Consider the following 13,265-nt stretch of genomic DNA (forward strand, 5'->3'; position numbering starts at 1 on the left):
TTCGCGTTACCCTCGCCTGTACTGTCCCAGGGACGCGATGGCGTGATGGAAGGGTGACTCGAGTGCTGCGGCGATTGCTCGCGTTCGCGTCGGCGACGCTGCTGGTGGGCGCCTCCGCAGGGTGCGGCACCACCGATTCGTGGGTGGACCCCACCTCGGCGCAGGGCTGGCCCGCCCAGTACGCCGACGCCGCCAACACCAGCTACACCGCCACCGCGGGCACCCCGGACCTGAAGCTGGCGTGGAGCCGCTCGGTCAAGGGTGAGCTCGACGCCGGCGCCGCGCTGGGCTCGGGCTCCTACCTCGCGGTCAACGGGCAGACCGCAGGGGGCTGCTCGCTGATGGTGTGGGAGATCGACAACAACGGCCGCCAGCGCTGGTGCACGCGGATGGTGCTCGGCGGCGGGTTCGCCAGCCCCCTGTTCGACCAGTTCGACAACCTCTACATCGGCCAGCCCGGTCTGATGCTGTCCTACCCGCCGACCCAGTGGGTTCGGTGGCGCCAGAATGTCATCGGAATGCCAACCACCACAAGGTTTCTCGGTGGTGGTCAACTTCTCGTCGTCACCCACCTCGGCCAGGTTCTGGTCTTCGACAGCCACCGCGGGGTGGTCACCGGAACCCCGATGGACCTCGTCGGGGGCCTGGACCCCACCGATTCCACGAGAGGCCTGACCGACTGCCCGCAGGGGCTGCCGCAGTGCCCGGTGTCCGCGCCGCCGGCCTTCTCCGCCGCGACCGAGACGATCGTGCTCGGTCTGTGGCAGCCCGGTGCCAAGGCGTCGGTTCTGGTCGGCCTGCAGTACCACCCAGGCCAGACCCCGCTGATCACCAAGGAGTGGACCAGCGATGCGGTAGCCGCCGGTGTGATCGCCGCTCCGGTGCTCTCCGGGGACGGCAAGACCGTCTACGTCACCGGCCGCAACCGCGAGCTCTGGGCGCTGAATACCGCGGACGGTAAGGCGAAATGGTCTGTGAGCCTTGGCTTCCAGCCACAGACGCCGCCCTCGATCGGACCCGGCGGTGTGATCGTCGCCGGCGGCGGGCCCGACACCCAACTCGTCGCACTCAAGGACGCCGGGGACCACGCCGAGGTGCAGTGGCGCCGCGGGGACGTCTCGCCGCTGACCACCTCCAGTCAGGCCGGTGCCAAGGTGGCCTACACCGTGGTGGCAAACGGAGCGGCGGGCCTGTCACTGCTGGCTTTCGACCTCACCGACGGCCGCACGCTGAAGGACTACCCGCTGCCGCAGGCCGACGGCTACCCGGTCGGCGTCTCGGTGGGCCACGACCGTCGGGTGGTGGTGGCCACCAACGCGGGCCAGGTATACAGCTTCGAACCCGCCTGAGCCTCAGAGCGCAAGCGGCGGAAGCGAACTGCGCGGCACCGACGCCGATGTGGCGCCGGCGTCGGACGGCAGCAGCTCACCCTGGCCGAAGTAGAAGATCACGGCGTCGTCGGTGATCGCGAAGTTCTGGTAGTGCGACGGGTCCATCCCGTCGCCGGTGGAGATGACACCGGTGAGTCCGCTCTGGCGTTCCAGTTCACGCTGCACGATTGGGAAGATCGCGGCCAGCGGCTTGGTGCCCGGGGCGAACAGGGTGTCGAAGGTGACCGGCTTGCCCCGGCCGACGTTGTAGGTGAAGGCCTTGTACCAGGTGGTCGGGTGCGCGCCACCGACGTCCTGGAACAGCTTGAGGACCACGCTGCGGGTCTGGGCCGAGGTGAATGTCTGTGAGGTGACGTCCATCTCGTAGGGCAGGTTCCGCGAGCCGGGCTGGGCGACGTTGACGAAGCCGTCGCGGTTCTGGGCCAGATAGTCGACGACGGACTGTTCGTCGGGGTAGTCGGTCGGGAACTGGACATCCATCGTGTAGGTGGGCGCGGTGGCGGTGACATGGCAGATGTTGCCCGCATCGACAGTTCCCCCGAATGCCGCGCAGTCGGTCTGGGCACCAGCTTGCGCGATGGTGGGTGAGCCCAGGAGTACACCGGCGGCCAGCAGTGCGGCCAGATTCGGTATGCGCATGCGTCGACAATCCTCGCGCTGAAGTACGGCCCCGGCGCCGTCGCCGCCAGCGTACCCGCGCTATGTCGCGCCGGCGGATGCTCTGCACAGGAAGACCACTGTGCGTTCGGAGGGGACGGCGCCGATGCGGGTGATCACCAGCGACAGCGGCGTGGCACCGCTGGGCCGCAACCGCCGCCGCAGTGCATCGGGGTCGACGTCAACGCCGCGCACCAGGATTTCCAGCGGACCGCAGTCTTGGTGTGAAAGTGCCTGCCGCAGAATCTTTTCCCGCAGCGGCACTTCGTCGATGACCTCGAAGCCGCGCACCCCCGGCGGCAGTTGGTCACCGGTGAGGTAGGCGATGTCGGGGTCGAGTTGCCACAGGCCGTGGCGGGTTGCGTACTGGCGCACCAGGCCGGCGCGCACGACGGCGCCGTCAGGGTCGACAATCCAGCGTCCCGGCGGTCCGGCCGGGCAGTCGTCGGGATCGGCGTCGGTGACCTGCTCGCCGCGGTCGAGCACCGAGGCCCGCCTGCGTACCCCGGGTTGGGCCAGCGGCGCCGACCACAGGCAGGCCTCCCGTACCGATCCGCCGGCCGAGGTCACTTCGATCTCGCCGTCGAACCCCAGCTCGTGCACCGCGGCGAAGTCTATGCCGGGTGCACATTTCACCACCGTCGCCCGGCCCTGATAGGCCGCGAGCACCGCATCCAGGGGCGGGGTGTAGGCCCGCGGGTCGAACCGGCGCCGCCCGCCGCTGCGCCGGGCGGGGTCGACGAGCACGACGGTGTCGCGGCTGACCGGAAGCAGCACGTCGGCCCGGCACAGCGGCACATCGGGCAGATTATGGTGGGCCATCGCCAGGCGCACCGGGTCGAGGTCGCTGCCCAGCACGAACGACGTGGTGGCAGCCAGGGCGGCCAGTTCGGTACCCACCGAGCAGGTGGCGTCGTGCACGTCGGCACCGGCTAGCCGCGCGGCCCGGTGCTGGGCGACCGGGGCTGCGGTGGCTTGTTGCAGGGCCTCGTCGGTGAACAGCCAGCCCGAGACGTCGGCCAGCCCGGCCAGCTTGGCGGCCGCTTTGCGGCGCAGCAGCGTGGTCTCGATGAGGACGGTGGTTCGCTCGCCGAAGCGCTGCCGGATGGCGGACACGTCGGCGACCCGGTCGGTCAGCGGGTAGCCGGCGACCGCGCCGAGTGCGGCGGTGCCGGCGTCGCTGGCCAGATAGGCGACGTCGTCGAGCCCGAAGGTCAGGACGGTTTTACCCCGGTGATCATCACGTTGTAGTACCAGCCCTTGGGCACCACACGACGCCACAGGTTGTCGTCGACCCAGCTGAGCCCGATCCAGCTGTTGAAGGCGAACTTGGCCCAGCCCCAGCCCAGCTTGCCCGGCGGCACCATGGCCTCGACGGTGCGCAGCGGCCAGCCCAGCATCGCTGCGGTGAACTCGGTGGTGGCGGTGGACACCTCGGTGGCGCCGGCGTTGCGGGCCATCCGCTCGAGGTCGGCGGGGTCGAAGGTGTGCAGGTCGACGACGGCCTCGAGCGCGGCAGCACGGGAGGACTCGTCGAGTTCGGCCTGGGGGCGGCGCCAGTCCTGCAGGCCGGGCAGCCGGGTGACGTTGGTGGCGACCCGCCAGGTCAGGGTGGACAGCGAGCGTGCGTAGGTGTTGCCCACGGTGGTCGGCTCACCGGCGAACACGAACCGGCCGCCGGGCTTGAGCACGCGCACCACCTCGCGCAGGGACTTCTCCACGTCGGGGATGTGGTGCAGCACCGCGTGGCCGACGACGAGGTCGAAGGTGTCGTCCTCGTACGGGATGCCCTCGGCGTCGGCGACGCGGCCGTCGATGTCCAGGCCCAGGTTCTGCCCGTTGCGGGTGGCGACCTTGACCATGCCCGGCGACAGGTCGGTCACCGAGCCGCGGCGAGCCACCCCGGCCTGGATGAGGTTCAGCAGGAAGAAGCCGCTGCCGCAGCCCAGTTCCAGCGCGCGGTCATACGGCAGCTGCCGCAACTCCTCGGGCGGGACGGTGGCGTCGAAGAGGTCGCGCGCGTAGTCCACGCACCGCTTGTCATAAGAGATCGACCATTTGTCGTCGTAGCTCTCGGCTTCCCAGTCGTGGTAGAGGATCTGGGCCAGCTTGCTGTCCTTGAGCGCAGCCTCGACCTGTTCCGCGGTGGCATGCGGATTGGGGGCTGGCAACTCCGGGTCAGTCGTCGTCATGGAGGGCAGCCTAACTGTCCGCACCCGCGGAGAAGACCTCGCCGTAGCGTTGTGCCTGCTCACCGGCGTTCAGGCCGCCGCCGACGAGGGCCTTGACACCCGCGAGTGCGGCCGGTGGGGCGTCGACGAAGCGGCCCGCCCAGGCTGCCGCGGCATCGAAGACGTTGTCGGGGGCCACCAGTTCGTCGACCAGTCCGAGCGTGAGGGCTTCCTTGGCCTCGACGAACCGGCCGCTGAACGCCAGCTCCTTGGCCCGGCCTGCCCCGACCACTCGGGCCAGCCGTTCACATCCACCGCCGCCGGGGACCAGTCCGGCCAGGATCTCGGTGGCGCCGAACTTGACGTTGTCGCCGCTGATCCGCCAGTCCGCGGCCAGCGCCAGGCTCAGTCCGCTGCCCAGCGCGTAGCCGGTGATCGCGGCCACGGTCGGCTTCGGGATCGTCGCGACGGCGTCGATCGCCTCTCGGCGCACCCGGTCGGCGGCCTCGGCCTCCCCACGGTCAAGGGTGCGCAACTCCGGGACGTCGTCGCCGGCGGAGAAGATTTGGTGGCCGCCGAAGAGCACGACGGTGGCGATGTCGTCGCGGCCACCGACCTCGGCTGCCGCCGATGCGAGTTCCCGGTAGGCCTGACGGGTCAGGGCGTTGGTGGGCGTGCGGGCCAGCAGCAGCACGCCGATACCCGGATACTGCTCACCGACGTGGACGCTGACGAACTCGCGCACGTGTCACTCCCCGCCGTAGCCCTGGGGGGCACGCCGGTTCCGCGCCGCGTTGTACCGGTCGCTGTTGAAGAACTCGATCTCCCAATTACCCTCGCGTACAGCAAGATTCGGCTGAACGACTACGATCTGGCGTTCCAGGGCCAGAACCTCGTCGACGGTGCGCCCGGCCAGGGAGTCCAGCTGGGTCCACGTCGGGGGCAGCAGGAACGACCGGCCCTGCGCGAAGTCCTCGATCGCGGCCTCGGGGCTGCTCCACGCCGCGTGGTCGGATTCGGTGTTCTGGCCGTCGGCGCGCTGCCCCTGCGGCAGGGCGCCGACGAAGAAGTAGGTGTCGTAGCGACGGGTGCGCTCCTCCTCGGGGGTCACCCAGTTGGCCCACGGCCGCAGCAGGTCGGCGCGCAACACCAGGTTCTCGCCGCGCAGGAAGTCTGAGAACGACAAGCTGCGGTCCACGAGGGCCGAGCGGGCCTGGTGGTAGACCGAGGCGTCGGCGACGATCCCGTCCGGGTCGTCAGCAGGTCCGGCGAACAGCACGCCGGACTCCTCGAACGTCTCACGCGCCGCCGCGCACACCAGCGCCTCGGCCAGATCGGCTTCGATCCCGAACCGCTGCGCCCACCACTGCGGGCCCGGCCCGTACCAGGCGATGTCGGAGTTGCGGTCGCGGTCGTCGACGCCTCCGCCGGGAAACACCATCACTCCGCCGGCGAACTCCATGCCGGAGTGCCGGCGCATGAGAAATACCGAGATCCCCTCGGGGGTGTCCTGAACCAGCATTACCGTCGCTGCCGGCCGCACCGGCAGCGGTTCGGGCTTGTCGGTCATGCTCTCCTCCTGTGCGCGGCGCGGGTACGCACCCGTCGCGCGAAGTAGCGGCCGTCGATGGTGTCCAGCGCGATGGACTGCCCGAACGCCGCCGACAGGTTGTCCGAGGTCAGCGTGTCCTGCAGCAGTCCGGCAGCAACCACTTCCCCTTCGGACAGGATCAGGCAGTGGCTGAAGCCGGGCGGGATCTCCTCGACGTGATGGGTGACCAGCACCATGGCCGGTGAATCCGGGTCGGCGGCAAGATCGGCCAGCCGGGCCACGAGTTCTTCGCGACCGCCGAGGTCCAGGCCGGCGGCCGGTTCGTCGAGCAGCAGCAGCTCAGGGTCGGTCATCAACGAGCGTGCGATCAGGACCCGCTTCCGCTCGCCCTCCGAAAGGGTGCCGTAGGTCCGCTCGGCCAGATGCTCGGCGCCCACGCTTTCGAGCATGTCGAGGGCCTGGGTGTAGTCGACGTCCTCGTAGGTTTCCCGCCACCGGCCCAGCACGGCGTAGCCGGCCGAGACCACCAGGTCGCGCACCACCTCGTCATCGGGAACCCGCTGGGAGAGCGCCGAGCTGCTCAGCCCGACCCGCTGACGCAGCTCGGACATGTCGACGCGGCCCAGCCGCTCACCGAGGACGTACGCGGTGCCCGACGACGGGTGTTCCATCGCGGCGGCGATGCGCAGCAGCGAGGTCTTGCCCGCGCCGTTGGGCCCGATGACCACCCAGCGTTCGTCGAGCTCGACCTGCCAGGTGACGGGTCCGACCAGGGTGCGGCCGCCGCGACGCAGCGAGACTTTCCGGAAGTCGATCAGCAGGTCGGGGTCGACCGCATCGGCGTTGTCGGACACTGCACCATCGTGCCGCATTCGGGTGCCGGGTCACCTGCCGGGGCGGCGGCGATCGGCGCCCATCCGCTGCGGGCCAGAACCGAGCGCGGGGTCAGCCGCAGCACCAGCTGAACCAGCGGCCCGATACCGAAGGCGTAGACGATCGTGCCGACTCCCACGCTGCCACCCAGCAGCCAGCCGCCTGCCAGCACGGTGGCCTCGATGCCGGTACGCACCAGGCGCACCGAAAGACCGCTTCGCGCAACGAGTCCCGTCATCAGCCCGTCACGGGGTCCAGGTCCCAGCCCGGCCCCCACGTAGAGCACGGTGGCCACCGCGTTGAGCAGGACGGCGCCCCGCATGAGCGCCACCCGCATCGACATCGTCTCCGGTGCCCGCAGTAGCGCCAGACCCGCGTCGACGGTGACGGCGATGACGACGACGTTGGCCACGGTTCCGATGCCGGGCTTGTTGCGCAACGGGATCCACGCCAGCAGGACGACGACGCCGACGACCGCCGATGCCATACCGATGCTCATCGGGGTGTGGCGCGCCAATCCTTGGTGGAAGACGTCCCACGGGTCGAGACCCAGGCCGGCCCGAACCATCATCGCCATCGAGAAGCCGTAACAGCACAAGCCGATCAGCAGGGCGCTCGCGCGGACCGCGGCGTTCATCGGTGGTCGGCGAACCGCACGCGGATCGCGTCGAGGTCGCTGCGCTGGCGGCGAAGATCGGCGTCGCCGTCGCCCCAGTCGCGCGAGGTGGGACTCCATGGGCCGGAATGCGGGTCGAGCAGTGCCGCCCACCGCTGCGCCACTCGGGAAAGCCAGGTATTCATGCCTCCATCGTTCGGCGTTACTGGCTTGCCAATCAATAGCCAGTCTGGCCATACTGGCATTCAAATGACGACAGCGATGGCGACCAGAGCGCTCGATCCAGACCTGCTGGCCCGCGAATTGGGCAACTGGCGCACGTCCAGCCGCAGTGGCCCCAGCTACCAGGCCCTCGCTGACGCACTGCGCATGCTGATCGTCGACGGCCGCCTGCCGGTCGGCTCGCGGCTGCCCAGCGAGCGCGCCCTGGCCGACGCGCTGCGGGTGTCTCGCACGACGATCACGGCCGCCTACACCGACCTGCGTGACAGCGGCTACCTGTACGCCCGCCGCGGCGCCCGCGCGACCACCGCGCTTCCGCACACTCCGGTCGCCGTCCCCGCCGAGTCGGCGCCGACGGTCAACCTCGCCGTCGCGGCCCTGGCTGCGCCCGCCAGCGCCGTGCAGGAGGCGTTCACCGAGGCCACCCGGCAGGCGGCGACCTACCTGCAGCAGACCGGGCACGACCTGCGCGGCGTGCTGGCACTGCGCACCGCGATCGCCGAGCGGTACTGCGCCAGAGGGCTTGCCACCGATCCCGACCAGATCATGGTGACCAGCGGGGCCCAGCATGCGATCGCCCTCATTCTCACCACCTACGCCCAGCCCGGCGACCGCGTACTCGTCGAACAGCCCACCTATCACGGGGCGCTCGCCGCGATCGCGACAGCCGGTGCGCGCCCGGTCCCGGTGGCGCTCACCCGAGACGGATGGGACATCGAGGCCCTGCACGCCGCGGTTCGCCAGCTCGCCCCAACCCTGGCCTACCTAGTGCCCGACAACCACAATCCGACCGGTCTGTCGATGCCTGCCGCTGACCGAAAACGGTTGGCGGCCATCATCTCCGAGACCCGCACGCGCACCATCGTCGACGAGACCATGACCGACGTCTGGCTCGACGAACCCGTGCCCGCACCGCTCGCCGCGTCGATGAACTCCCGCTCCGACCTGGTGATCACGGTGGGCTCGTTGTCCAAGTCGTTCTGGGCTGGGCTGCGCATCGGCTGGATCCGCGCCGAGCCGAGCACCCTTGCGACAATCCGCGCGATCCGGCCCTCGATCGATCTGGGCACCTCGGTGATCGAACAGCTCGCTGCCGCATACCTTCTCACCCACCGCGTCGATGACGTCCTGCCCGAACGCCGCGACATCCTGCGCGCCAGGCGCGCACTGCTGCTGAATCTGCTCGAGGAACACCTGCCGGAGTGGCATCCCCTACCCGGTGGTGGCGGCATGTCGCTCTGGGTGCGACTGCCGGCACCGGTCAGTTCGGCGCTGTGCGCGTCGGCGTCGCGGCTCGGGGTGGAACTGCCGCCGGGTCCGCGGTTCGGAGTCGACGGCACGCTGGAACGCTTCGTCCGGATTCCCTATACATTGCCCGAAGACCAGTTGTCCGAAGCTGTTTCACTGCTGAGCCGGGCCTGGCGCAGCGTGACCGGTTCGGCCACCCCCGACCAGTCGGCCGTGGTGGTCTAGACCCGCTACTGAGGCGGGATCTCGACCCGGCGCACTACACCGTCGACGGCGTCGGCCGCCTCGATCTCGGCGCGGGTGACCCCGAGGATGAACAGCACGGTGTCCAGGTAGGGATGGCTCAGCGAGGCGTCGGCGACCTCACGCAGCGCCGGCTTGGCGTTGAACGCCACGCCCAGGCCCGCCGCGGCGAGCATGTCGATGTCGTTGGCGCCGTCCCCGACGGCCACGGTCTGCTCCATCGGCACACCGGCGGCCTGGGCGAAATCGCGCAGCGCCTTGGCTTTTCCGGCGCGGTCGATGACCTGTCCCACCACCCGCCCGGTGAGCTTGCCGTCGACGATCTCCAACTCGTTGGCGGCCACGAAGTCGAGCATCAACTCGTGGGCCAGCGGGTCGATGACCTGGCGGAAACCGCCGGACACCACGCCACAGTGAAAACCCAAGCGGCGCAACGTCCGAATGGTGGTGCGTGCACCGGCGGTGAGCTCGAGCTGCTCGCTGACCTCGTCGAGGACCTCAGCGGGCAGACCGGCCAGCGTGGCCACCCGGGCGTGCAGCGACTCCGCGAAATCCAGCTCCCCGCGCATGGCTGCCTCGGTGATGGCGGCGACCGCCGCGCCCGCGCCGGCGCGTTCGGCGAGCATCTCGATGACCTCACCCTGGATCAGGGTGGAGTCGACGTCGAACACGATGAGGCGCTTGGCCCGTCGCTCCAGGCTGTAGTTCTCCACCGCGATGTCGACACCCTGCTCGGCGGCGACCCGAGCCAACAGGGTGCGCAACTCGGCGCCGACTCCGGGCGGAACCGAGACCCGCAGCTCCAGGCCAGTCACCGGATAGTCGGATACGCCCCGGATGAAGTCGATGTTGACGCCGAGCCCGGCGGCCTCGCGGGCCACCACGCCGAACGCGGCTGCGGTGATGGGCCGCCCGAGCACCACGATGGTGTGGGTGGACGGCTCACCGATGATCGGAACGTCATCGCTGGGCTCGATGGTGACGTCCAGCCCGACGCGGTGGATTGCCTCGGTCACATCGGTGCGTAACGTGTTGCCGGCCGCCACTTCCGGGCATCCCGACACCAGCACGCCCAGCGTCAGGCGTCCGCGGATCACCACCTGCTCGACGTTGAGCAGCTCCACATCGTGGCGCGAGAGCACCTCGAAGAGCGCCGACGTCACCCCTGGCTGATCGACCCCGGTGACGGTGATCAGCACCGACACCTTCTGTTTGGTCATACCTGGGGAGCGCTACTTTCCGTTCTAGGTGCGGACGTTCTCGTCCAGCCGCGTCACGTCACCGTCGGAGGGGCCGTGCGAACGGCCGATGTGGGCCTCGGCCCGCATCCGCTCCACCATGTGCGGGTAGTGCAGCTCGAATGCCGGACGCTCCGAACGGATTCGGGGCAGCTCGGTGAAGTTGTGCCGCGGCGGCGGGCACGACGTCGCCCACTCCAGCGAGTTGCCGTAACCCCACGGGTCGTCGACCGTGACGACCTCGCCGTAACGCCAGCTCTTGAAGACGTTCCAGGCGAACGGCAGCACCGACACACCGAGGATGAACGCGCCGATGGTCGAGACGATGTTGAGCGTCTCGAAGCCGTCGGACGGCAGGTAGTCGGCGTAGCGGCGCGGCATGCCCTCATTTCCTACCCAGTGCTGGACCAGGAAGGTGGTGTGGAAGCCGATGAAGGTCAGCCAGAAGTGCAGCTTGCCCAGCCGCTCGTCGAGCAGCCGGCCCGTCATCTTCGGGAACCAGAAGTAGATGCCGGCGTAGGTGGCGAACACGATGGTGCCGAACAGCACGTAGTGGAAGTGCGCCACCACGAAGTAGCTGTCGGAGACGTGGAAGTCCAGCGGCGGGCTGGCAAGCAGCACACCGGAGAGACCACCGAGCAGGAACGTCACCAGGAAGCCCAGGGAGAACAGCATCGGCGTCTCGAACGTCAGCCGGCCCTTCCACATGGTGCCGATCCAGTTGAAGAACTTGATGCCCGTCGGAACGGCGATCAGGAACGTCATGAAGCTGAAGAACGGCAGCAGCACGCCGCCGGTGACGTACATGTGGTGCGCCCACACCGCCACCGACAGCGCCGCGATCGCGATCGTCGCGTAGATCAGGGTGGTGTAGCCGAAGATCGGCTTGCGGGAGAACACCGGGAAGATCTCCGAGACGATGCCGAAGAACGGCAGCGCGATGATGTACACCTCGGGGTGGCCGAAGAACCAGAACAGATGCTGGAACAGCATCGAGCCACCGTTGGCCGGGTCATAGATGTGCGCGCCCAGGTGGCGGTCAGCGGCCAGGCCGAACAGCGCCGCGGTCAGCAGCGGGAAGGCGACCAGCACCAGGATCGACGTGACGAAGATGTTCCAGGTGAAGATCGGCATCCGGAACATGGTCATGCCGGGGCAGCGCATGCAGACCACCGTGGTGATCATGTTGACCGCACCCAGGATGGTGCCAAGACCACCGACAGCCAGGCCCAGAACCCACAGGTCGCCGCCGGCGCCCGGGGAATGGATGGCATCCGAGAGCGGTGTGTAGGCGGTCCAGCCGAAGTCGGCCGCGCCGCCGGGGGTGATGAAGCCGGCCAGCGCGATGAGGGCGCCGAAGAGGAACAGCCAGAACGACAATGCGTTGAGCCGCGGGAAGGCGACGTCGGGGGCGCCGATCTGCAGCGGCAGCACCAGGTTGGCGAACCCGAACACGATCGGGGTGGCGTAGAACAGCAGCATCGCCGTGCCGTGCATGGTGAACAGCTGGTTGTACTGCTCATTGGACAGGAACTGCAGTCCGGGGACCGCCAACTCCGCCCGGATGAACAGTGCCATCAGGCCGCCCATGAAGAAGAAGATGAAGCAGGCGACGCAATACATGATCCCGATCAGCTTGTGATCGGTCGTGGTGATCAGCTTGTAGATCAGGTTGCCTTTGGGGCCCATCCGCGCCGGAAAAGCACGCTTGGCCTCGAGTTCTCCCTGTGAAGGCACAACGGCAGTCAACAGTCCTCCAAAATTTCCGTACCCGGTTAGCACCCCGAGAACATGGTGTTGATCCTAACCTCACGCCGCCCTCTGCGGAGGGTGGGTCCTACATTGCGTCGTATTACCGTCACGAGCACGCCGTCCGCAGCTCAGCGGCGCGTTCGCGGCCAGGTGTTACGGTCGGCGGCGTGCGGTCGCGCAGTCTTGTTCCGGGTGTGGTGGTGTCCGCGGTCGCGGTCCTCGCGGCGCTCGCGATGACCCTCGTCAGCGGGTGTTCGGGTTCGTCGCAGGCGCCGCCGCAGGCCACCAGCAGCGTGATCACCAGCACCACCAAGATCGCCGGCGCCGGAGTGCTGGGCAATCAGCGTCGCCCCGATGAGTCCTGCGCACCCGTGCCGGCCCGCCTGGATCCGGCTCCCCCGCCGCCGGTGCGCCACGCCGCCGGCGAGACGGCGGTAGTGGCAGACCCGCAGCGCATCGTGGTCCTGGCCGGCGACGAGCTCGACGCGCTGTGCGCGCTGGGGCTGCAGTCGCGGATCGTGGCGGCCGCGTTGCCGGACGGTGCCGACAGCCAGCCGTCCTATCTGGGCACCGTCATCCACGACGTACCCGGCGCCGGGTCCCGCAGCGCTCCGGACCTCGCCGCCGTCGCCGCGGCCAAACCGGATCTCATTCTGGGCTCGGCGGGCCTGACGCCGCAGGCGTACCCGCAGCTCGCGGCGATCGCGCCGACGGTGTTCACCGATGCGCCCGGGGCCAAATGGCAGGACAACCTGCGTACCGTCGGCGCGGCGACGGGACGGACCGAGGCCACCAACGAGGTGATCGCGGCGTTCACCGACCGCGCCCGCCAGGCCGGCGCCGACGCCGACGCCGGCCACTTCCAAGCCTCCGTCGTCCAGTTCACCGACACCACGATGCGGATCTGGGGTGCCGACAACTTTCCCGCCAGCGTGCTTGCTGACGTCGGCGTGGATCGCCCTGCGGCGCAACGGTTTACCGACAAGCCCTACGTCGAGATCGGGATCAGTGACGCCGACCTCGACCGCTCCCCCGACTTCTCCCCGGCCGACGGCGACATCCTCTATCTGTCGTTCGCCTCGCCGGCGGCCAAGGACCGCGCACCGGCGGTGTTGGAGAGCGCGGCGTGGCGCAAGCTGTCGGCCAACCGTGACAACCGGGTCTTCATCGTCAACAACGAGATCTGGCAGACCGGCCGGGGTGTGATCGCCGCCCGCGGCATCATCGACGACCTGCGCTGGCTCAACGCACCGATCAACTGAGGCGGTGCCGTCGAATTTCACGTTTCGCAGGACAAGTGCG

Annotated in this window: 13 protein-coding genes; 3 read left to right on the top strand and 10 right to left on the bottom strand. The window is 69.1% G+C overall.

Annotation, left to right across the window (positions count from 1 at the left end):
- Positions 1-62 precede the first annotated feature (62 nt).
- Positions 63-1,349 carry a PQQ-binding-like beta-propeller repeat protein gene (locus HBE64_RS15975; RefSeq protein WP_167104061.1) on the top strand — a complete coding sequence of 429 codons (1,287 nt, stop codon included), beginning with the start codon at positions 63-65 and terminating at the stop codon, positions 1,347-1,349.
- Positions 1,350-1,352: 3 nt separating this feature from the next.
- Here HBE64_RS15975 and HBE64_RS15980 read toward each other — a convergent pair whose 3' ends face one another.
- Genes HBE64_RS15980 through HBE64_RS16015 form a run of 8 tightly spaced genes read right to left on the bottom strand, consistent with a single transcriptional unit; the run spans position 1,353 to position 7,445 of the window.
- Entirely contained in the window at positions 1,353-2,030 is a 678-nt protein-coding gene (locus HBE64_RS15980) for an esterase (RefSeq protein WP_167104064.1), read from the bottom strand.
- Positions 2,031-2,090: 60 nt separating this feature from the next.
- Positions 2,091-3,329 carry a class I SAM-dependent methyltransferase gene (locus HBE64_RS15985; RefSeq protein WP_208300492.1) on the bottom strand — a complete coding sequence of 413 codons (1,239 nt, stop codon included), beginning with the start codon at positions 3,327-3,329 and terminating at the stop codon, positions 2,091-2,093.
- The gene (locus HBE64_RS15990; RefSeq protein ID WP_167104067.1) at positions 3,263-4,240 is read right to left on the bottom strand and encodes a class I SAM-dependent methyltransferase; all 978 of its coding nucleotides are present in this window, start codon (positions 4,238-4,240) and stop codon (positions 3,263-3,265) included. Before HBE64_RS15990 ends, HBE64_RS15985 begins: the two co-directional genes overlap by 67 nt.
- A 10-nt stretch (positions 4,241-4,250) precedes the next feature.
- Complete coding sequence (locus HBE64_RS15995) at positions 4,251-4,964, bottom strand: enoyl-CoA hydratase (protein WP_167104070.1); 714 nt, start codon at positions 4,962-4,964, stop codon at positions 4,251-4,253.
- A gap of 3 nt (positions 4,965-4,967) precedes the next feature.
- Positions 4,968-5,789, bottom strand: a complete 822-nt coding sequence (locus HBE64_RS16000) for an NUDIX domain-containing protein (protein ID WP_167104073.1) — start codon at positions 5,787-5,789, stop codon at positions 4,968-4,970.
- Positions 5,786-6,643, bottom strand: coding sequence for an ABC transporter ATP-binding protein (locus tag HBE64_RS16005; protein WP_167104076.1), 858 nt, complete (start codon positions 6,641-6,643; stop codon positions 5,786-5,788). The genes HBE64_RS16000 and HBE64_RS16005 overlap by 4 nt, the downstream gene beginning before the upstream one ends.
- Positions 6,586-7,281 carry a YitT family protein gene (locus HBE64_RS16010; RefSeq protein WP_167104080.1) on the bottom strand — a complete coding sequence of 232 codons (696 nt, stop codon included), beginning with the start codon at positions 7,279-7,281 and terminating at the stop codon, positions 6,586-6,588. Before HBE64_RS16010 ends, HBE64_RS16005 begins: the two co-directional genes overlap by 58 nt.
- A complete protein-coding gene (locus tag HBE64_RS16015) occupies positions 7,278-7,445 on the bottom strand; it encodes a hypothetical protein (RefSeq protein ID WP_167104083.1) in 168 nt (55 codons plus the stop codon). Before HBE64_RS16015 ends, HBE64_RS16010 begins: the two co-directional genes overlap by 4 nt.
- 64 nt (positions 7,446-7,509) lie before the next feature.
- Between HBE64_RS16015 and HBE64_RS16020 the strand changes: the two genes are divergently transcribed.
- Positions 7,510-8,955: a PLP-dependent aminotransferase family protein gene (locus HBE64_RS16020; protein WP_167104086.1), complete on the top strand. Its 1,446-nt coding sequence runs from the start codon at positions 7,510-7,512 to the stop codon at positions 8,953-8,955.
- 5 nt (positions 8,956-8,960) lie between these two features.
- On the opposite strand, the gene serB is transcribed toward HBE64_RS16020, so the two are convergent.
- Positions 8,961-10,193, bottom strand: coding sequence for a phosphoserine phosphatase SerB (gene serB, locus HBE64_RS16025; RefSeq protein ID WP_167104090.1), 1,233 nt, complete (start codon positions 10,191-10,193; stop codon positions 8,961-8,963).
- 24 nt (positions 10,194-10,217) lie between these two features.
- The gene (ctaD, locus tag HBE64_RS16030) at positions 10,218-11,960 is read right to left on the bottom strand and encodes a cytochrome c oxidase subunit I (RefSeq protein WP_167104093.1); all 1,743 of its coding nucleotides are present in this window, start codon (positions 11,958-11,960) and stop codon (positions 10,218-10,220) included.
- A gap of 236 nt (positions 11,961-12,196) precedes the next feature.
- Between ctaD and HBE64_RS16035 the strand changes: the two genes are divergently transcribed.
- Positions 12,197-13,225, top strand: a complete 1,029-nt coding sequence (locus HBE64_RS16035; protein WP_167109293.1) for an iron-siderophore ABC transporter substrate-binding protein — start codon at positions 12,197-12,199, stop codon at positions 13,223-13,225.
- Positions 13,226-13,265: the final 40 nt, after the last annotated feature.

The organism is Mycobacterium sp. DL592 (genome assembly GCF_011694515.1).
Lineage (GTDB): Bacteria > Actinomycetota > Actinomycetes > Mycobacteriales > Mycobacteriaceae > Mycobacterium.

What these genes read in the sequence shown, in the direction of transcription:
- HBE64_RS15980 (WP_167104064.1), bottom strand. Translation starts at nt 2,030, where the DNA reads ATGCGCATACCGAATCTGGCCGCACTGCTGGCCGCCGGTGTACTCCTG.
- HBE64_RS15990 (WP_167104067.1), bottom strand. Translation starts at nt 4,240, where the DNA reads ATGACGACGACTGACCCGGAGTTGCCAGCCCCCAATCCGCATGCCACC.
- HBE64_RS16000 (WP_167104073.1), bottom strand. Translation starts at nt 5,789, where the DNA reads ATGACCGACAAGCCCGAACCGCTGCCGGTGCGGCCGGCAGCGACGGTA.
- HBE64_RS16005 (WP_167104076.1), bottom strand. Translation starts at nt 6,643, where the DNA reads ATGCGGCACGATGGTGCAGTGTCCGACAACGCCGATGCGGTCGACCCC.
- HBE64_RS16010 (WP_167104080.1), bottom strand. Translation starts at nt 7,281, where the DNA reads ATGAACGCCGCGGTCCGCGCGAGCGCCCTGCTGATCGGCTTGTGCTGT.
- HBE64_RS16015 (WP_167104083.1), bottom strand. Translation starts at nt 7,445, where the DNA reads ATGAATACCTGGCTTTCCCGAGTGGCGCAGCGGTGGGCGGCACTGCTC.
- HBE64_RS16020 (WP_167104086.1), top strand. Translation starts at nt 7,510, where the DNA reads ATGACGACAGCGATGGCGACCAGAGCGCTCGATCCAGACCTGCTGGCC.
- serB (WP_167104090.1), bottom strand. Translation starts at nt 10,193, where the DNA reads ATGACCAAACAGAAGGTGTCGGTGCTGATCACCGTCACCGGGGTCGAT.
- HBE64_RS16035 (WP_167109293.1), top strand. Translation starts at nt 12,197, where the DNA reads ATGACCCTCGTCAGCGGGTGTTCGGGTTCGTCGCAGGCGCCGCCGCAG.